The sequence below is a fragment of the Candidatus Regiella endosymbiont of Tuberolachnus salignus genome (assembly GCF_964020115.1).
Taxonomy (GTDB): domain Bacteria; phylum Pseudomonadota; class Gammaproteobacteria; order Enterobacterales; family Enterobacteriaceae; genus Regiella; species Regiella insecticola.
In genome coordinates, this window is record NZ_OZ026542.1 from 1,949,607 (window position 1) to 1,968,284 (window position 18,678).

General features: G+C 38.0%; 19 protein-coding genes and 2 tRNA genes. 15 read left to right on the plus strand and 6 right to left on the minus strand.

Translation table 11 applies throughout. The annotated features are described in order from the left end of the window. Positions 1 to 3 precede the first annotated feature (3 nt). From mlaE to murA, 7 genes are all read left to right on the plus strand, one after another. Positions 4 to 786, plus strand: coding sequence for a lipid asymmetry maintenance ABC transporter permease subunit MlaE (gene mlaE / locus AACL30_RS09975; protein ID WP_339056543.1), 783 nt, complete (start codon positions 4 to 6; stop codon positions 784 to 786). A 3-nt stretch (positions 787 to 789) separates the two neighbouring features. After that, positions 790 to 1,293, plus strand: a complete 504-nt coding sequence (gene mlaD, locus AACL30_RS09980; RefSeq protein WP_339056544.1) for an outer membrane lipid asymmetry maintenance protein MlaD — start codon at positions 790 to 792, stop codon at positions 1,291 to 1,293. Between the two features lie 16 nt (positions 1,294 to 1,309). Beyond that, the gene (gene mlaC / locus AACL30_RS09985; protein WP_339058453.1) at positions 1,310 to 1,972 is read left to right on the plus strand and encodes a phospholipid-binding protein MlaC; all 663 of its coding nucleotides are present in this window, start codon (positions 1,310 to 1,312) and stop codon (positions 1,970 to 1,972) included. Between the two features lie 20 nt (positions 1,973 to 1,992). Then, a complete protein-coding gene (gene mlaB / locus AACL30_RS09990; RefSeq protein ID WP_339056545.1) occupies positions 1,993 to 2,286 on the plus strand; it encodes a lipid asymmetry maintenance protein MlaB in 294 nt (97 codons plus the stop codon). A 166-nt stretch (positions 2,287 to 2,452) separates the two neighbouring features. Further along, positions 2,453 to 2,713, plus strand: coding sequence for a BolA family protein (locus AACL30_RS09995; RefSeq protein WP_339058454.1), 261 nt, complete (start codon positions 2,453 to 2,455; stop codon positions 2,711 to 2,713). Positions 2,714 to 2,864: 151 nt separating this feature from the next. After that, positions 2,865 to 3,050, plus strand: coding sequence for a hypothetical protein (locus AACL30_RS10000; protein WP_339056546.1), 186 nt, complete (start codon positions 2,865 to 2,867; stop codon positions 3,048 to 3,050). Beyond that, entirely contained in the window at positions 3,007 to 4,293 is a 1,287-nt protein-coding gene (gene murA, locus AACL30_RS10005) for a UDP-N-acetylglucosamine 1-carboxyvinyltransferase (protein WP_339056547.1), read from the plus strand. Before AACL30_RS10000 ends, murA begins: the two co-directional genes overlap by 44 nt. A 278-nt stretch (positions 4,294 to 4,571) precedes the next feature. On the opposite strand, the gene csrA is transcribed toward murA, so the two are convergent. The 3 genes from csrA to AACL30_RS10020 form a co-directional block, all read right to left on the minus strand. Beyond that, on the minus strand, positions 4,572 to 4,769 hold the full coding sequence (gene csrA / locus AACL30_RS10010) for a carbon storage regulator CsrA (RefSeq protein ID WP_339056548.1): 198 nt from the start codon (positions 4,767 to 4,769) through the stop codon (positions 4,572 to 4,574). 700 nt (positions 4,770 to 5,469) lie between these two features. After that, a tRNA-Arg gene (locus AACL30_RS10015) sits at positions 5,470 to 5,546 on the minus strand. Positions 5,547 to 5,555: 9 nt separating this feature from the next. Continuing rightward, positions 5,556 to 5,648 (minus strand) — tRNA-Ser (locus tag AACL30_RS10020). 320 nt (positions 5,649 to 5,968) lie between these two features. Here AACL30_RS10020 and mepS point away from each other — a divergent pair. From mepS to AACL30_RS10045, 5 genes are all read left to right on the plus strand, one after another. After that, positions 5,969 to 6,520 carry a bifunctional murein DD-endopeptidase/murein LD-carboxypeptidase gene (mepS, locus tag AACL30_RS10025; RefSeq protein WP_339056549.1) on the plus strand — a complete coding sequence of 184 codons (552 nt, stop codon included), beginning with the start codon at positions 5,969 to 5,971 and terminating at the stop codon, positions 6,518 to 6,520. Between the two features lie 171 nt (positions 6,521 to 6,691). After that, complete coding sequence (gene rplY / locus AACL30_RS10030) at positions 6,692 to 6,982, plus strand: 50S ribosomal protein L25 (RefSeq protein ID WP_339056550.1); 291 nt, start codon at positions 6,692 to 6,694, stop codon at positions 6,980 to 6,982. Positions 6,983 to 7,296: 314 nt separating this feature from the next. Next, entirely contained in the window at positions 7,297 to 7,986 is a 690-nt protein-coding gene (gene phoB / locus AACL30_RS10035; protein ID WP_339056551.1) for a phosphate regulon transcriptional regulator PhoB, read from the plus strand. Between the two features lie 264 nt (positions 7,987 to 8,250). Continuing rightward, positions 8,251 to 9,600, plus strand: coding sequence for a phosphate regulon sensor histidine kinase PhoR (phoR, locus tag AACL30_RS10040; protein ID WP_339056552.1), 1,350 nt, complete (start codon positions 8,251 to 8,253; stop codon positions 9,598 to 9,600). Positions 9,601 to 10,304: 704 nt separating this feature from the next. Further along, positions 10,305 to 11,171 carry a LysR family transcriptional regulator gene (locus tag AACL30_RS10045; RefSeq protein WP_339056553.1) on the plus strand — a complete coding sequence of 289 codons (867 nt, stop codon included), beginning with the start codon at positions 10,305 to 10,307 and terminating at the stop codon, positions 11,169 to 11,171. 98 nt (positions 11,172 to 11,269) lie between these two features. Here AACL30_RS10045 and AACL30_RS10050 read toward each other — a convergent pair whose 3' ends face one another. After that, entirely contained in the window at positions 11,270 to 11,689 is a 420-nt protein-coding gene (locus AACL30_RS10050) for a YchJ family metal-binding protein (RefSeq protein WP_339056554.1), read from the minus strand. Positions 11,690 to 12,128: 439 nt separating this feature from the next. On the opposite strand from AACL30_RS10050, the gene rssB reads away from it, so the two are divergent. Next, on the plus strand, positions 12,129 to 13,142 hold the full coding sequence (gene rssB, locus AACL30_RS10055) for a two-component system response regulator RssB (protein ID WP_339056555.1): 1,014 nt from the start codon (positions 12,129 to 12,131) through the stop codon (positions 13,140 to 13,142). A gap of 328 nt (positions 13,143 to 13,470) precedes the next feature. Next, positions 13,471 to 14,853: a UDP-glucose/GDP-mannose dehydrogenase family protein gene (locus AACL30_RS10060; RefSeq protein ID WP_339056556.1), complete on the plus strand. Its 1,383-nt coding sequence runs from the start codon at positions 13,471 to 13,473 to the stop codon at positions 14,851 to 14,853. A 294-nt stretch (positions 14,854 to 15,147) separates the two neighbouring features. On the opposite strand, the gene AACL30_RS10065 is transcribed toward AACL30_RS10060, so the two are convergent. Then, positions 15,148 to 15,579 (minus strand): H-NS family nucleoid-associated regulatory protein, encoded by a 432-nt coding sequence (locus AACL30_RS10065; RefSeq protein WP_339056557.1) that lies wholly within the window; start codon positions 15,577 to 15,579, stop codon positions 15,148 to 15,150. 501 nt (positions 15,580 to 16,080) lie between these two features. Then, positions 16,081 to 17,541 carry a cardiolipin synthase gene (gene cls / locus AACL30_RS10070; RefSeq protein ID WP_339056558.1) on the minus strand — a complete coding sequence of 487 codons (1,461 nt, stop codon included), beginning with the start codon at positions 17,539 to 17,541 and terminating at the stop codon, positions 16,081 to 16,083. Between the two features lie 318 nt (positions 17,542 to 17,859). Here cls and AACL30_RS10075 point away from each other — a divergent pair, with 318 nt between their 5' ends. Then, positions 17,860 to 18,573, plus strand: a complete 714-nt coding sequence (locus AACL30_RS10075; RefSeq protein WP_339056559.1) for a TonB family protein — start codon at positions 17,860 to 17,862, stop codon at positions 18,571 to 18,573. Positions 18,574 to 18,678: the final 105 nt, after the last annotated feature.

The following is an 18,678-nucleotide window of genomic DNA, read 5'->3' on the forward strand; positions in this document are numbered from 1 at the left end:
TTTATGCTAGTAAAAGCGTTGGCGTCCCTAGGTGGTAAAGCGATCGATGTATGCACATCATTCGGGCGCGCCGGATGGATGTTATTTCATGCGCTGGTGGGTAAACCAGAACCGCGCAAACAATGGCCATTGCTAGTAAAACAGCTCCACAATCTGGGAACACAATCTCTGTCAATTATTGTGGTTTCTGGATTATTTATCGGCATGGTACTGGGATTACAAGGCTATTTAATCTTGATGACTTACAGTGCTGAGAGCAGCCTGGGGATGATGGTAGCGTTATCATTGCTGCGGGAACTGGGTCCAGTGATAACAGCATTATTATTCGCCGGAAGAGCAGGATCAGCGCTAACTGCTGAAATCGGCCTAATGAAAGCCACGGAACAGCTTGCTAGCTTAGAGATGATGGCGATTGATCCTCTTCGACGGATAATCGCCCCTCATTTTTGGGCCGGCGTCGTTAGTATGCCATTACTGATGGCTATTTTTATTGCGTTTGGAATAGTCGGGGGAGCGATAGTCGGGGTTGACTGGAAGGGGATCGACGCTGGTTTCTTTTGGACGGCGATGCAAAATGCTGTTGAATGGCGAGTTGATTTAATAAATAGTTTGATTAAAAGCCTAGTATTCACCGTGGCCATCACTTGGATTGCGCTATTTAACGGCTATGATGCACTTCCGACATCTGAAGGCATTAGTCAAGCAACCACTCGTACTGTAGTGTATTCATCATTAGCAGTGCTAGGATTAGATTTTGTGCTGACCACACTCATGTTCGGAAATTAAATAATGCAAACGAAAAAAAGTGAAATAGGAGTAGGCCTGTTTGTTCTAGTGGCTTTCATTGCCGTGATTTTTTTATGCCTAAAAGTGGCTGATATCAAATCAATAGGTAATCAATCAACTTACCGTATATACGCGACTTTCAACAATATAGGCGGATTAAAAATCAATTCGCCGGTGAAAATTGGTGGGGTGGTAGTGGGGCGAGTAGCCGATATCTCTTTAGATAAAAAAAATTATACCCCTCGAGTCGCAATAGATATCCAGGAAAATTATAACCATATTCCCAACAGCAGCTCTTTAGCTATTAGAACCGCGGGGTTGCTAGGGGAACAATTTCTGGCACTTAATGTCGGTTTTGAAGATCAAGAAATGGGTACGCGTATCTTAAAAGCGGGTGATACCATTGAAGACACTAAGTCCGCGTTGATTTTAGAAGATTTAATCGGGCAATTAATTTATAAAAAAGACGACAATAATACCGTAACATCAACCCAGGAGGGATTTTGAAATGATCAGGGCACGCATGCTTAACTATTTATTAATGATGACGTTATTGTTAATCACACCTTTGGCCAGTGCGGTAGACAAAACGAATCCTTATCGCCTGATGGAAGATGTGGCACAAAGAACCTTTGATAGGTTAAAAAAAGAACAATCCACAATCAAACAAAATCCCGATTATCTACGAACCATTGTAAGTCAAGAGCTCATCCCTGCTGTACAAATAAAGTACGCCGGAGCATTGGTATTAGGGTCTTATTATACAAGAGCAATAGAAACCAAAGGCAAAACCGAAGACCAAATCAAAGCCGATAAAACCACTCTCGACGATTATTTTAGCGCCTTCACAAAATATTTAGAACAGGCTTACGCCCAAGCATTAACAATGTATCAGGGGCAAACGTACAAAATTTCACCGGAACAACCGTTAGATAGAGAGATTATCCCTATCCGTGTCGAGATCATAGATCCCAACGGACGCCCACCAATACGTCTTGATTTTCAGTGGCGTCGTAACAGTCAAACTAAAAATTGGCAAGCTTTCGACATGATTGTTGAAGGAGTAAGCATGCTTCAGACCAAAAAAAGCGGGTGGGATTCTATTTTGCAGCAAACAGGAATTAAAGGTCTAACCAAAGCATTAGAAGCCAGCAGCAAGCAGGAAATAAAATTAAACAAAAAATAATAATGGAATGAATAACAATCATGATCGTTAAATTACACTGGCAATTACAGACAAACAGCTTACTATTGCAAGGCGATCTGGATCGTGGCACCTTGTTGCCCTTATGGCAGCAACGTAACAAACTGCTCACTGATATTGATTGTATTGATGTAGCACAGCTACAACGAGTCGATTCTGCTGGTCTAGCGCTGCTGGTTCATTTCATTCATTTTAAATCTCAGCAGCAAAATATAAAGTTAGCCATATCAGGTATCAGTGATCAGTTAGCCACACTGATTAAGCTCTACAATCTCCAGCAAATAATTTCTATATGAGACGGTTATACCCTTCGCCTTTGAAGTTACCGCTAGGCGGCCAGGGCGTGAGGCCGATAAGCGTAGACATACTACCGTGATTCGGCGAACACTCGCAGCCAACAGCTTCAAAGGCTGAAGGGTATAACAATACCGCTTCAATTAACGAGTAAACATGAACATTATTATTGACGCTGCAAAAGTTAAAGAATTGTTGATGCAAGCAGAAGCATTATCACTACAAGACGCTCACGTCAGTGTTGAAGGTAGCCATTTTCAAGTGACGGTTATCAGCGAGGTTTTTACTGATATGAATCTTAGACAAAAACACCAGGCTGTCTACGCAGTATTAGCGGAATATATTGCTAAAGGCAGTATGCATGCTGTCTCAATTAAAGCCTATACACCACAAGAATGGCAAAGAGATCGCAAACTCAATGGTTTTTAATCTTTCATCTATATACCCAATGAATTTCGAGTTACGGCAAGACGGCAATCAATCGAATCCCAGGAGTGTACAGGTAGTACATGACAGAGGGTGAGTGATCGCTGCCAACGCCGCCGTAACTTGAAAGGCGAAGGGTATATACCCACAGCCCTTGAAGTTGCCGTTAGGCGGCCAGAGTGTGAGACCGATGAGCGTAGATAGACTACGTGATTCGGCGAACACCCGCAGCCAACAACACTACAGCTTCAAAGGCGAAGGGTATAACCATAATTCAATCATAAAGAGCCGTCATAATGGAAAAATTTCAGGTGGAAGGGGTAGCTTGCCTGACAGGTGAGGTCACTATTTCTGGTGCAAAAAACGCCGCCCTGCCAATATTATTCGCTTCATTATTAGCTGAAAAGCCTGTGGAATTACAGAATATTCCGCATCTCAAAGATATCGATACCACCATTAAATTACTCCGCCGTTTGGGGATCAAAATTGAGCGGAATGGTTCGGTGTTTATTGATGCTAGCCAAGTTAATAAGTTTCGTGCTCCTTATGAATTGGTGAAAACGATGCGTGCTTCCATCTGGGCATTAGGACCCTTAGTCGCAAGATTTGGTAAAGGTGAAGTTTCTTTACCGGGTGGCTGTGCTATTGGTGCACGTCCGGTTGATCTACATATTGATGGTTTGAAAAGTCTAGGTGTCCAAATAAAGCTGGAAGATGGCTATGTCAAAGCCTCTGTCGACGGGCGTCTGAAAGGGGCGCATATTAAAATGAAAGCGGTCAGCGTGGGCGCAACAGTCACCATTATGAGCGCGGCAACGTTAGCCGAAGGCATCACAAAGATTGAGAACGCGGCGAGAGAACCAGAAATTGTTGATACCGCAAATTTTCTCAATATGTTAGGCGCAAAAATCAGTGGCGCGGGTACTGATAGCATTACCATCGAAGGGGTCAATAAGTTAAACCGTGGGGGGATATATTCTATACTTCCTGATCGAATTGAAACCGGTACTTTCTTGGTAGCTGCCGCCATTTCAAGAGGCAAAATTGTTTGTCATAATACTTGTGCTGACACTTTGGAGGCTGTATTGGCTAAACTTGGTGATGCCGGCGCTTCTATTGAAATAGACAAAGATAAAAAACAGATCAGCTTGGATATGCACGGCAAACGCCCAAAAGCTGTTACTTTATGTACAGCACCCCACCCCGGATTTCCAACAGACATGCAAGCGCAATTTAGTTTGCTTAACCTTGTTGCAGAAGGTCGTGGTGTGATCACTGAAACCATTTTCGAAAATCGTTTTATGCACGTGCCAGAATTAGTTCGTATGGGAGCAAAAGCAGAAATCAAACACAACAGCGTTATCTGTTACGGTGTTGAAAAACTTTCCGGGGCACAAGTTATGGCAACAGATCTACGTGCTTCTGCCAGTCTTGTCCTGGCAGCCTGTATTGCTGAGGGTGTAACTACCATCGACCGTATTTATCATATTGATCGCGGTTATGAAAAGATCGAAGATAAACTAAGTAAACTAGGTGCTAATATCAAACGGATAAAAGATATTAAATTATCCGGTATGCCGTAAAACCTTGACCTTCAAGAGCCGTAGACGCGAAGGAAGTGTTGGAGGGAGAGCGTCGACTTAGGGTCGCTCGATGAAGCAGGAACCCACTGAGGCATGCCAGATCTCTATTTAGCGCTGTGTAGAAATCCTCGTTATTTATCGCAGGGAAGATATCAAAAAATCTCAATTAGCATCAGTAGTGTTAAAGACTTTAGAATACAGGATACGGTATCCCTTATAAAAACAGAACACTAGCGGTGGCAGAGCTCTTCATAAAAAAGCAAAGCCCCGCTTTAGAGTCATTCGGAGACATCCGGCTGGCTCTTTTCTGCTTGAATACGTTCATAGATTTCTTGACGGTGAACAGACACGTCTTTTGGAGCTCCCACACCTACTCTTATTTGATTGCCCTTAATTCCTAAAATAGTAACCTCAATAACGTGGTCTCCATCGCCAATCATTATTTTTTCACCAACTCGACGAGTCAGAATAAGCATTCTTTGCTCCTTGAAAAATTAAAAGAGTCGGGTCTCTCAGTTTCCCCGCTATTATCCATTATACACCATGAAAACGTAAGCTATTACATCGATATAAAATGTAAATAGCTTAGTCTAGCGCGTTGCTAACGGATACAAGTTTAGTTGAATTGAACAATTTTGCGCTTAAATTTATACTCACTCGAATTCGAGAAAAAACACTGCAGTTGAATTTTTTTCAATCGATTGATACAGCATCGACAAGCACCTTATCGCCTTCGAACCGTATGGGTTTGCATAGAACCAAAAAAATTATCAATACAACGGCCGATCTCGGAAAACATTGAGCCTCTAAGAGACAGTGCGAAATCACCTCTGCCTGCTAATATTTTATAAAAACCAGATACACTTTATATTGATAGTATCATTACCGGATAGAGTTACAATAATTTATTATTTACTTACAATAAAAAGTAAAAATTAATTAAATTGGTATCCAATATTATTACGAGCATACTGTTAACGAGTATTGTCGAGTTAAAAAAACGGCTATTCACTAATTTTAGTTGATGCGGCTATTTAAGTGTATTGCAATAAAAAATACTAAATAAAAATGAAGTGAATTGACCATTATCAAAACCAGATAACAAAAAAACCGCAAACCCATTGGAGTGCGGATTTTTTACTACAGTGATTTTATACTCACCACCGATACTATATTTGGTGCATCCAGAAGGATTTGAACCTCCGACCGCTCGGTTCGTAGCCGAGTACTCTATCCAGCTGAGCTATGGATGCATTATCTATTGGCGGTGAGGGAGGGATTCGAACCCTCGATACGGCTATTAACCATATACTCCCTTAGCAGGGGAGCGCCTTCAGCCGCTCGGCCACCTCACCTACGCAACTGTACTTAATTTGCTCGTGAGGCTCATCAGTACTGCGTGGGGCACATATTACTTTCCCACATTTATAAGTCAAACGATTTTTTTAACTTATGCTTTCTTCGTGCAATTCACATCCAAAATGAACAATTTATCATCAAGAACGATGCGGCAGAAAGTTGGTCAATAATCAACCAAAATAATATTTTCTTTTTTATCTGCTATAAATTATTAAACATTTTTTAAATTTATACTAACACGAATAACGATTCTGCTTAGTTTCACATAAAAAAATCTGACATTGAGACCATGATAGTTTCAGGAGACAGTACCACTATGGTTAAATCTCAAATTCTTACAAAATATATTTTGCAAATCATTCCTTTAATTGCTGTTACCACCATGTTGTCTGCATGTAGTACACCACAAAAATCAAACTCACATGCCTCTTGGAAAAATAGTCGATATGAACCATACAACTCGCAAAATACATTTGAAACCCGCTTCATCAAATCAAAAATATTAAAACAATATACGGGTTGGAAAGCCGTACGTTATCGTTTCGGAGGTAGCAGTAAAAAAGGGATTGATTGTTCTGCTTTTGTACAACTGACTTTCCGTGAACAATTTGGCATAAACTTACCACGCTCAACTTCTGCGCAGCAAACGGTTGGTAAAAAAATTCAACGGATTAAATTAAAGGCCGGGGATTTAGTATTATTTCGGGCAGGTCCCACTGGACGTCATATTGGTATTTATTTAGATAATAATAAATTCGTTCATGTATCTGCCGCTACTGGGGTAACAATATCTAGCCTTAATGATCAATATTGGAAGAAACGATACCACACTGGGCGTAGAGTATTACATAACAGCAATCGTGATTAATTCGTGCATGATTTTAAACCACTATTGATACCCTACGGTTTTATTTGCTGTCTGATTGATATTTCGCTAGAATCCCGCCTGCTTTGCTTTAGATTATTCCAGGGTAAAGGCTATTTCAAAGCTGCTGCTGGGTCGCCTGTAGCAGGATAATTATTCTTAAGAGAAAATAAAATGATCACTATCAATGCAACTGTACGTGATGTTAAAGATCAGGGGAAAGGTGCGAGCCGCCGCCTGCGTGCTAAAAATAAATTTCCCGCGGTCGTCTATGGCGGCTCAGAACAAGCTATTTCCATTGCTCTTGAGCAGGATGTTATAATAAATCTTGAATCAAAACTGGGTTTTTATGGAGAACCCCTAACTTTAATGATCGATGGTAAAGCAAATAATGTGAAAGTACAGGCAGTGCAACGCCATCCATTTAAGCCTAAATTCACTCATATCGACTTCATGCGCGTGTAATTATCAACCAGTTCCTTTCTTGTCATGTAAGATAGAAGCAGATCTCAATATCTGCTTCATTTCTTCCTCTCATTGTTATGTATAAATATTTATACCAAACGGACACAGTCTAAAAATACATGGAAAGTGGTAGACATATTAACTAACTATCTAATACTATTAATCTATCTTTGATAGTAACCTTCTTCGTCTTAGAGATTATAAGAAATTTTCCTCGTCTGAGATTCGCCAAAGAAAATTTCGCATAGGCTCTTAGGGTTTCTGTAGTGAATAACCAGATAACGCGGAATATGGCGAATTGGCAGAATTTAATAATGACAAAACGCATTTTGGTGGTGGAAGATGAGGTAGCAATTCGAGAAATGCTCTGCCTTTTACTGCAGCAAAATGGTTACCAACCGTTAACAGCCGAAAATTATAGTAACGCAGTGGCATCTCTTACTGGCCTCTTACCCGATCTAATACTACTTGACTGGATGCTACCTGGAGGTTCCGGTATCCAATTCATTCAACACATAAGGCGTGAGATGTTAACCCGTAGTATTCCTGTAATTATGTTGACGGCGCGAGGGGAAGAAGAAGATCGCGTTTGTGGATTAGAACTCGGAGCCGACGATTATATTACTAAACCTTTTTCACCGAAAGAAGTAGTGGCACGTATTCGTGCCATGATACGACGCACTGTTCCTACGACAACTAAAGAAATAATTGAAATACAAGGTTTAATTTTAGATCCATCGTCACATCGTGTCATAACCAATAAACAAGTATTAGCCATGGGGCCGACGGAATTCAAATTGCTACACTTTTTTATGACACGTCCAGAACGAGTTTATAATCGCGAACAATTGTTAAACTATGTTTGGGGCACCAACGTTTACGTAGAAGATCGTACTGTTGATGTACATATTCGGCGACTGCGTAAAGTGCTCGAAAAAAATGGTCACGATAAAATGATTCAAACTGTACGAGGAACTGGATATCGGTTCTCAACATGCTACTAAATTTTTTATCTGATGTGCTGTAAGCTTAAATACAAATAAACCTAGCACATAGCCTATACCCACCATAAGAGTAGAGACTCTGATAATACTGAGTGCTGTTGACATTTTTAACATTTTAGCGGCAGGGCATGCTGTGTTGCAGAGGAAGAACGGCGCAGTCAGGTGCCGTTCTTTGAAACAGGATTCACTGAGATTAATCATGTGCACCTCGTCATTTATGGCGTAGGAAGGATGTGAAAAAGATGTCATGTCGGAGACTTCGTTGTGTTAAAACGTTTATCATGGAAAAGACTGGCATTGGAGTTGATTTTCTTTTGTCTACCCGCGTTATTAATAGGGCTTTTTGTTGGTTACCTTCCTTGGTGCCTACTGATTTCAGTGTTAACCGCTTTAACTTGGAATTTTTATAACCAACTCAGACTTTCTGACTGGTTGTGGTTGGATCGAAGTATGATGCCACCCAGAGGATATGGAAACTGGGAGTCGTTATTCTACGGACTGCATCAGATGCAATTACGCAATCGTAAACGCCGACGTGAATTAGCGCTATTGATTAAACGCTTTCGTAGTGGTGCCGGATCCTTACCTGATGCGGTGGTGATAATCACTGTTGATGGTCACATTCTCTGGTGTAACCAGCTAGCTCAGCAATTATTGGAATTTCGCTGGCCAGAAGATAATGGCCAGCATATTCTTAATTTATTACGTTATCCTGAATTTAATGATTATATACGCCAACAAGCATTTCTCTGGCCCTTAACTTTACAATTAAATAATAGCCATCATGTAGAGTTTCGTGTCATGCCATATTCTGCAGGGCAATGGCTACTAGTCGCACGAGATGTCACCCAGATGATGCAATTAGAAAGCACTCGGCGTATATTTTTTGCCAATGTAAATCATGAACTACGCACACCGTTAACGGTTTTGCAAGGTTACTTAGAAATGATGCATGATCAACAGTTGGAAGGAACTATACAAAATAAAATTCTTGTCACTATGCAAGAGCAGACTAAGCGAATGGATGTCTTGGTTAAGCAATTATTAATGCTATCACGGATTGAGGCGGCACCTACTACGATCAATATGAATGAGACGGTTGATATTCCAATAATATTGCAGACATTACAACATGAAATTGCAGCAATAAATACAGCAATTAATAATAAGTACCATCAAATCACCTTTCATGTTGACCCACAGTTAAAAATTTTGGGTAATAAAGATCAGCTATCCAGCGCTATTTCAAATCTAGTGTATAATGCAATTAACCATACACCCACTGGAACTAAAATTGAGATTCACTGGCAACTCACACCTCAAGGCGCGCAATTTCAAATAAGTGATGATGGAGATGGAATCTCCGCAGAGCATCTTCCCAGGCTGACTGAACGTTTCTATCGGGTAGATGAGGCTCGTTCGCGAGAAACGGGAGGAAATGGTTTAGGACTGGCTATTGTAAAACATGCATTGAACCATCATGGTAGCTACCTGGATATCGTCAGTAAAGTTGGCGTTGGCGCGAACTTCTCCTTTACTCTGCCTAAACGATTAATATTAACCTCTCACATCGATGACATCAGAAAAAAATTTATTGATAGTAGCTCGCCTTGATTTCTAATATTTATCTCCCTTCAGCTAATAAAAATAATAGATGATATAGCCGATTCAATTTAATTTGATTCAATTGAGGAGGAGTACAAACAAGTACAAATAATACGGCAAACGACGACAACACAAAATCAAATTAAACTGAATCGGTTATATAACTGATATTATCCCTTCCAGACATGAGCAAATCTTAGTTCGATGGACATTATTTTAATTTTCTAAAATAAATGATAATTTTTTATTAATTCATATCAATAAAGAATATCAACCACAAATATTTATATATTTGCTTACTTTTATAATCGAAAAATATTTCATGCAACGAAGAATTAACATGTTCTTTTGATGTTAATTAATTATTGTTGTTACAGCTATATTAAAAAATAATTATTAAAAATCATAGTATTATATTAATAAATTTGTTAGAAATGAGTTTCATCACGGCTTGTTTAAAGATATTTAAGCAAGATTTGTTAAATAATATAGCTTCATTTTTTATTTATTATGTTGACTATATTTCTTTCTCTTATAGCAATGGAATGTATTTCAATGAAAAAATATATAACTTGAAAATTTATGCTTTAAAGTAAAAGATAATAATTTATCTCATAATTATATCTTACAATATTAAATTTAAGTAGCTTATCTATTTTATTAATAGCTATAGGCCAGAAATATTTTTCATAACAAGAATAGGATTAGTAATTATGTTTTTATCGAAAAAATTTGAAGCATTTATGACCGTTGTTGAAAATGGATCGCTAAGTAAGGCAGCTAAAGTGATGAACCGAACTACACCGCCTATAGCAAAATCAATTAAAGATTTTGAATGTACCATTGGAAAAAAATTATTTAAACGGGAAAAATTTGGTATGCGGCTAACTAATGAAGGTACAGCTCTATATCATGATTTAAAAAATTTATATCAACAGGAAAAAGAGATAACAAAAAAATATTTAACCAGTCATATCACCAATACAGTTAATATATATTATGATTGGGGAAAAGAAAGAATTTTAAGTGAAATATTCAAAGTAGCAGAAACAAACAATATACATACAAACATTTTTAGATTAAATTCAGAGAATATAAATGACATTCCTGATTATTATGGTAACATGCTTATTTTAACATCAGAAAAAATAATATGTGAAAGATTTTCCTTACTAAAAGAAGTACAAGATTTCGATTTTGGTATATATGCTAGAAAAGATATTATTAATAAAAGTGAAGATGTTATGAGTTTGCTACATGAAAATATATGGCTATGCAATCCAGCTCTGTTTAAAAGTCAATTTATAAAATCACTGGAAGAAAGAGTAACTAATAATGTATCTAAAGTGAATATAAGACAAATAGACAATACAACATGTTGTTTGAAATCTATACACACCGGACGCTATATATGTATTACTAATTCTATGATGGATGATTTCGATGGTGATTCAAAACTCGCTTTTGTACATTTCACAAAAGAAATTTTTGGTAAAAATAATCTCTATTTTTATAAATCAAAATCACATTCGAGTGTACTCAATAAAATTATTAATTACGTTGAAAATGTAAATCAATAATTTTGACATAAACAAGTGTAATTGTATCATTTCTATATACCAGGGACGTTATTTTACAGTCAAACACGATTTTATTATTGTTTATAAAATAATAAATATCATATATCGTTATTTGACGAAATAGGGTATTTGAAGATACCATCTATGTAATACCAAATTTTATTTACGCGAAGAAAACGTGAACGTTCATGTATTATAATTTTTTTAGTGGTATTTTTATCAGTAAAACATGCAGAAAACTCAACAAAACCTTCGTTGATATGAGAACCAACACTTTCTTCTATTACAGTTAATCCATGCCATTTACGCTCTTTTTGTATTAAAGTGTCTCGAAAATTTTCTGGGCAACAATCTGGATGCCAACTAATGATAAGATAATCGACGTTACGTTTTACATAAGCACTATAGCGTGAACGCATCAAAATTCCGGGTTCGCTGGCAATTTTTTTACCCGTAATATAAGGCTCACAGCAAATATTATATTCTAACGCACTACCGCATGGGCAAAATATAGACAAAAGATTCTCCGATCAGGTAGAAAAATTAGCATTAGTTATATTATCTAATTTTCACTTAAAACTCGATATTATTTTTATATTCTAATGAAAAATTTTACTAAAATAGTCCATATTTAGTTAAACAAATTATCTAGTAATAAATCAGCATTTTTTAGATTAATAAAAATTAACCTTGTTAAAATTATCAATTATTGAACACAATTGTTGATTGAACCTGTTTTAATGTATTTATCTAATAATAAATATTTTTCTGGATTAGCAGATAAAATATCAAGCATCAATCTTGAAGTATAAAAAATAGAGTAAATATTACTTATTACAGAAAAATGCAAAGATGTTCGCAATTCGGAAAAAAAATGGGGGCATACCAAATTATGACAAGCATAAGCGCTCATTTTGAGCCACTATTAGAAGTGATACTAGGTAAGAGAGGCTATTCATGGAAAAGCCATTAGCAAGTAAAAAAATTTTGATTGTAGAAGATGAAATAGTATTCCGCTCGGTATTAACCGGTTACTTAAGCTCGCTCGGGGCTTCTATATATCAGGCTGTAAATGGACGTGAGGCACTTGACCTTCTTGATCTGTACTCCTTGGATCTGATTCTTTGTGATATCAGCATGCCAGAAATGGGGGGGATTGAATTTGTTGAATGCTTATCGATACAAAGCATAAAAATTCCGGTATTAATTATTTCTGCAACGAATAAAATGACGGATATAGCTCAGGTGTTACGCATGGGAGCAAAAGATGTGTTACTCAAACCCATAGTTGATCTCGCCCGTTTACGGGAAGCCGTATTAGAGTGTCTTTATGCCGACTTGTTTGCTTCTCCGGCGCTTGAGAGAAGAGAATTTAATCAAGATTGGGATGAATTAAGAAAAAATCCGCAAAAAGCAGCAAAATTATTACTCCAATTGCAACCGCCTTTGCAACAAAAAATAGCACAATGCAACATAAACTATCAGCAATTAACCATGGTAGAACAACCAGGATTAGTGCTTGATATTGCAGCTTTATCTACTGACGAATTAGCGTTTTATTGCCTAGATATTACTAAAGCCAAGGAAAACGGTGTATTGGCGGCGTTACTGTTACGCGTATTATTTAATGGTATTTTACAAGAGCATCTGGTACAAAAAAAACAAAGACTGCCACAAATGACAGCATTGCTACAACAATTAAATCAATTATTACGTTGCACACATCTTGATGGTCAGTTTCCTTTATTACTCGGATATTACCACTCCAAATATAAAAATCTTAGTCTGATTTCAGCTGGCTTACATGCTAATATCACGGTAGATAAAGATAAAATTCAGCTTAGTAATGGTATGCCATTAGGTACTTTAAATGCTGCTTATTTGAATCAAATCAGTCAACATTGTCACGCTTGGGAGTGCCAAATCTCTGGGGGTGGAAGTCGTTTGAGGCTAATACTTTCCACTGAATAATGGTTTAATTTTTCAGATTGTATATTACTTATACTACTATTGTTACTTTTCATCTCTTGATAATTAATATTAGGTATTAAATTGAAACTTTATCTCACTCTAGCTTTGATTTTTATTTAGATATTGCTAATGATCTCTAAAAAATAGCGGGGCCTATTCGAACGATGATACAACGTTCTCAATGCTTATTCGTGCCTAGTAATGTCCCATATTCAGTTGAAGGATTAACTGATACAATCTTGATTCCTGCTTCATTTATACGAATCTATGTTAGTCAGTACCAAGATAGAATAATTATTGTCTTTCAACAGTTATTAGGATGAAAATAATGAATGTCACCGTTTTTGGCATCGGATATGTCGGTTTAGTCCTGGCGGCAGTACTGGCAGAAGTTGGCCACGATGTCTATTGTGTCGACGTTGATAGAGAAAAAATCGAAAATTTGAAAAAAGGGGAAATCCCTATTTATGAACCTGGACTTGCTGCTTTGGTCGACGACAGACTTAAGAAGGGCAAATTGCATTTTTCTACCGATGCAGCAGCGGGTGTTGCACATGGCTGCCTCTTATTTATCGCTGTTGGCACTCCTCCTGATGAAGATGGTGCTGCCGATCTAAAATATGTTATCGAAGTTGCTAAAACTATTGCCCATCACATGAAAACGCCCAAAACGGTGATCAACAAATCAACGGTTCCGGTTGGCACTGCAGATAAAGTGCGTGACGCAATGCAGGCGATTTTGCAACAGCGGGAAGAACAGGAAAAATGGGAAAAGCGGGAAAAAATTTCTTTTGATGTGGTTTCAAATCCAGAATTCTTAAAAGAAGGGGCAGCTGTTGCCGATTGCCGGCGTCCAGAACGCATTGTTATTGGCGCTGATAATCAAAATGCATTTAAACTGCTTCGTGAGTTATACGCCCCCTTTAATCGTAATCATAATCGTATAATAGAAATGGATATACGCAGTGCAGAACTGACTAAATATGCTGCTAACTGTATGCTTGCAACCAAAATTAGTTTTATGAATGAAATGGCTAGTTTGGCAGAATCATTGGGCGCTGATATTGAAAATGTACGCCAAGGGATTGGTTCTGATTCCCGTATCGGTCATCATTTTATCTATGCAGGCTGTGGTTATGGTGGTTCTTGTTTCCCAAAAGATATTCGAGCATTAATCCGTACGGCTAGCAGCGTCGATTATCCAGCTCAATTGTTACAGTCTGTAGAGCAAATTAATAATCAACAGAAATATAAATTAACAAAATTAATATTCAAACACTTCGGTGGTCAGCAAGAAGAAAAACCGTTGAAAGGAAAAATCTTTGCCGTTTGGGGGCTAGCATTCAAGGCAAACACTGATGATATGCGTGAAGCTCCAAGTCGCATTGTTATAAAAACATTACGGGAAGCAGGAGCGATTATCCAAGCTTATGATCCTAAGGCAATGAAAGAAGCTTCGCATATTTATGGTAACTGTGCGGACTTTATACTTTCGGGAACTAAGGAAGCAGCATTGGAAAATGCTGATGCTTTGATTATTTGCACCGAATGGCAAAATTTTCGCGCGCCTAATTTTGATGAAATTAAGGGGAAGCTAAGACAGCCCATTATTTTTGATGGGCGTAACTTATACAATCCGGAACAGGTAAATCGGCACGGGATAACGTATTATGCAATTGGTAGGGGTGCTTCTATTAAGCAAACGCCTTGAGTAAATTCCACATTGAAATAGCCGTATCAGATTGCCTTGTTTATCTAATATAGCAAAATAATTTTTAACCGAAGTATCCTGAAACACTGTTTTTATAAGCGAGTGAAACATTATTACAAGATGATGATTTCGTTAATCATATAAAAAATTGATAGGTGACAGTTGTGAATAAAATTTTGGAAAAATCGACCAATCAATAAAGTTTTAGTCGCGAGACAGAAAGGAAGATAATCCCTCTTTCTTTACAATAAAGAGGGGGATTCTTCAAGGCAGAATTGACAAAATAATATTATTTTAAATTAAAAAAGAGTCCAGCGATTTACCTTCCTTCTCTACTGCTTTTTTAATAGCGGCAGGAGTACGGCCTTGACCGGTCCATGTCTTCTCTTCGCCATTTTCTGTGTATTTATATTTAGCGGGACGGGGGGCACGTTTCTTCTGTATTTTGCTAATAGCCGTTTTCGTCTTGCTAGCAGCCAGACGTGGAGTAGGACTTGCCAATAATTCGTTGGGATCAATTCCATCAGAAATTAACATTTCTCGATATTGAGAGAGTTTACGCGCCCGTTCTTCCTGTTCTACCTTTGCTTGATCTTCTTCTGCACGACGCTCATTAACGATAGTGCCTAATTTTTCGTACATTTCTTCCAATGTTTCAATAGTACATTCGCGCCCTTGAGCACGTAGCGTACGTATGTTATTAAGAATTTTTAATGCTTCGCTCATTGTCCTGGTCTCAAATTAATAATAGTGGGTAGGTGTGTGGATAAATAATAGAATGCTATTTTATTTTCTGCAATAGCTAATTGGATAAGCCCGATAAAAATAATTATTTTAAAGCAAAATATTTTTATCTAATTACTAAAAATCTCTAGATATTTACCACGATTTTTTATTACCCCCAAATTATACCTAGAATTTTAAAGCTGTTACAAATTGATGCTATATGAAAACATAATTTTTCATTAAGTAATCTATTTGTTATAGATATTTCTACACCACATATCATGTAAATTTATAAAAAATAAAAAATTGAATAAATCTCCCCAGACACAGTCATTTCTCACTCTATCTTTTTAGAAAATCCTTATTGTAGAGCATTATCATTCCAAGAACGGATTATCAATTAGAGTGCAAATTACTTATATTTCAAAACAAAAAAATTTAACAATAAACAAGTTACAGAAAGGAAATAAATCCATTATATTAATTAATGATATCGTTTGATTATAATAGTGGACTAAAAAAATAAAAAAGTCGCTCAGTCACTCGCTGCCTAATGGAACGCTTAGCCCATTTAGCCACATCTATCAGTACAGAGCGGGCAATATAATCCTCCTGTACTCTTGCTAAATCACGCCCGAAAACATCATCATCAATGAGTAAGGTAATTTCAAAATTTAACCACAGACTGCGCATATCTAAATTAGCAGTACCAAGCAAACTAAGCTGTTTATCGACTAATACACTTTTGCTATGTAGTAGGCCTCCTTCGAATTGATATATTTTTACTCCTGCCTCTAATAATTCTGCAAAGAATGAGCGGCTGGCCCAACGCACCATCATAGAATCATTTTTGTGCGGTACAATAATGCTAACATCGACACCTCGATGGGCAGCGGTACAAATAGCATGTAATAAGTCATCACTGGGTACAAAATAAGGGGTGGTCATAACTAACTGCTGGCGAGCAGCATAGACGGCTGTCAGTAATGCTTGATGAATTAATTCTTCAGGAAATCCAGGCCCAGAAGCAATGACTTGAATGATACGATCTGTTTTTTGTTCTGACGTCATAAGATTAATATTGGGGGGAGGGGGCAACATGCGTTGACCAGTCTCAATTTCCCAATCACAGGCATAGACTATACCCATAGTCGTGGCTATCGGTCCTTCCGTTCGTGCCATCAAGTCAATCCAATGCCCAACACCAGAATTTTGTTTAAAAAAACGAGGCTCAACCATGTTCATGCTACCGGTATAGGCAATAGCATTATCAATCAGCACCATTTTTCGATGCTGACGCAAGTCCATTCTACGGAAAAATACCCGGAATAGATTAACTTTTAGTGCTTCGATAACCTCAACACCGGCATCACGCATCATCTTAGGATAAGAACCCCGAAAAAAATGGCGGCTACCTGCAGAATCCAACATTAAACGACAACTGACTCCACGACGAGCCGCAGCCATTAATGCTTCAGCAACCTGATCAACCAGACCTCCAGATTGCCAAATGTAAAACACCATTTCTATATTGCAACGCGCTAATTGAATGTCACGAATTAATGTTTTTAGCGTATCCGTTGTCGTAGTCAGTAGCTTTAGCTGATTGCCTTTAACACCGCTTATCCCTTGACGCTTTTCACACAGTTTAAATAATGGAAGCGCCACTTCACTATTTTGGTTTGTGAAAATATGTTGGTAATCTTTCAGTGCTTTTAACCAATTAGAAGTGGAGGGCCACATTGATTTCGCACGTTCAGCACGACGTTTGCCAAGATGCAATTCACCGAATAAAAGATAAGTCATAACGCCAACCAAGGGCAAAATGTAAATGACCAACAACCACGCCATAGCTGAAGGAACAGTGCGACGCTTCATGAGTATACGCAGCGTTACTCCAGCGATAAGCAGCCAATAGCCAAAAAGAGAGAGCCAACTGATTACCGTATAAAATGTGATCATAAGAGCAGTATTCCTGTTGAAAGCCGGCATTGCTGTGTATACCCTTCGCCTTTGAAGTTACGTTGGCAGCGATCACTCATCCTCTGTCATGTACCGATTCGATTGATTGTCACCTTGCCGTAACTCGAAATTCATTGGGTATACGCTCATCGGTCTTACGTCTTACGCCCCGGCCGCGACGCTGCAACTTGAAGGACTGTGGATAGTCACAGTAAAGAAAAACAAAATAAGCGCAATTCCAATATGAAAATAATGTTTGTTGAATATGATTGCTATTTTCATTTAAACTTAACGGCACCAGTAGGGTACTAAATTATTATGCAACGCAAGAAAGTGATTTCACATCATCACATTATAGGGTCAGCCATATTTTCCATTGGATTACATGGTAGCCTAATTGTGTTGTTACTTTATTTTTTTACACAAAATAACCCTGTTTTTCCTATAACAAACAGCGCACCATTAGCAGTAACTATGGTGAATAATTCTACTTTTATCACTGCACCGCAAAGAACGACAACAAGGTCGGAAAAAAGCCAACATGAACAGGCTGAAACAATATCATCAGCACTCAACAATGTCTCTAAGCCACAACATTTAGTTAAGCCGGTGCAACAGGCGCTTAAACCTACATTAACGCAACCAAAGATCAAAAAATCTGAAACTATAAAAACAAACTCCTCGATGAATGAGTCAGCTCCCAACTCACTGATATCCAAAACTGGAAGTGAGCAGCTGCCGACAGCCTCAACAACACTAAAAACACCTTCGCTTCCTAGTGAACCAAGAGCACTGATTAAAACTAAACCCATCTATCCCGCACGTGCGCAAGCATTAGGTATCGAAGGGAGAGTTAAGATTCAATATGACATCGATAAAAATGGCTATGTGATTAATCTCCGCATATTGGAGGCTACTCCACGCAATATTTTTGAACGCGAAGTAAAAAAAGCGGTGAAAATATGGCGTTATGAAGCCATTGCTGTTAAAGATTATGTGACCGAAATTGTATTCAAAATACCTACTCCGTAGTTTGGGGCACGAATTTTACTATCTTCTTTAGAAAAAGAGCTACACTAGCTCTACTCAGCAGATTTTTCTGAAAAAAGGCTCCGTCACGCGACCTATCAAACAGAT

Bases quoted from the DNA above. Each gene is read 5' to 3' on its own strand.
- cls (WP_339056558.1), bottom strand. From the start codon at position 17,541: ATGATCACATTTTATACGGTAATCAGTTGGCTCTCTCTTTTTGGCTAT.
- mlaD (WP_339056544.1), top strand. From the start codon at position 790: ATGCAAACGAAAAAAAGTGAAATAGGAGTAGGCCTGTTTGTTCTAGTG.
- mlaC (WP_339058453.1), top strand. From the start codon at position 1,310: ATGCTTAACTATTTATTAATGATGACGTTATTGTTAATCACACCTTTG.
- rplY (WP_339056550.1), top strand. From the start codon at position 6,692: ATGATCACTATCAATGCAACTGTACGTGATGTTAAAGATCAGGGGAAA.
- AACL30_RS10045 (WP_339056553.1), top strand. From the start codon at position 10,305: ATGTTTTTATCGAAAAAATTTGAAGCATTTATGACCGTTGTTGAAAAT.
- AACL30_RS10075 (WP_339056559.1), top strand. From the start codon at position 17,860: ATGCAACGCAAGAAAGTGATTTCACATCATCACATTATAGGGTCAGCC.
- rssB (WP_339056555.1), top strand. From the start codon at position 12,129: ATGGAAAAGCCATTAGCAAGTAAAAAAATTTTGATTGTAGAAGATGAA.
- mlaB (WP_339056545.1), top strand. From the start codon at position 1,993: ATGATCGTTAAATTACACTGGCAATTACAGACAAACAGCTTACTATTG.
- murA (WP_339056547.1), top strand. From the start codon at position 3,007: ATGGAAAAATTTCAGGTGGAAGGGGTAGCTTGCCTGACAGGTGAGGTC.
- phoB (WP_339056551.1), top strand. From the start codon at position 7,297: ATGACAAAACGCATTTTGGTGGTGGAAGATGAGGTAGCAATTCGAGAA.
- AACL30_RS10060 (WP_339056556.1), top strand. From the start codon at position 13,471: ATGAATGTCACCGTTTTTGGCATCGGATATGTCGGTTTAGTCCTGGCG.
- csrA (WP_339056548.1), bottom strand. From the start codon at position 4,769: ATGCTTATTCTGACTCGTCGAGTTGGTGAAAAAATAATGATTGGCGAT.
- AACL30_RS10065 (WP_339056557.1), bottom strand. From the start codon at position 15,579: ATGAGCGAAGCATTAAAAATTCTTAATAACATACGTACGCTACGTGCT.
- mepS (WP_339056549.1), top strand. From the start codon at position 5,969: ATGGTTAAATCTCAAATTCTTACAAAATATATTTTGCAAATCATTCCT.
- mlaE (WP_339056543.1), top strand. From the start codon at position 4: ATGCTAGTAAAAGCGTTGGCGTCCCTAGGTGGTAAAGCGATCGATGTA.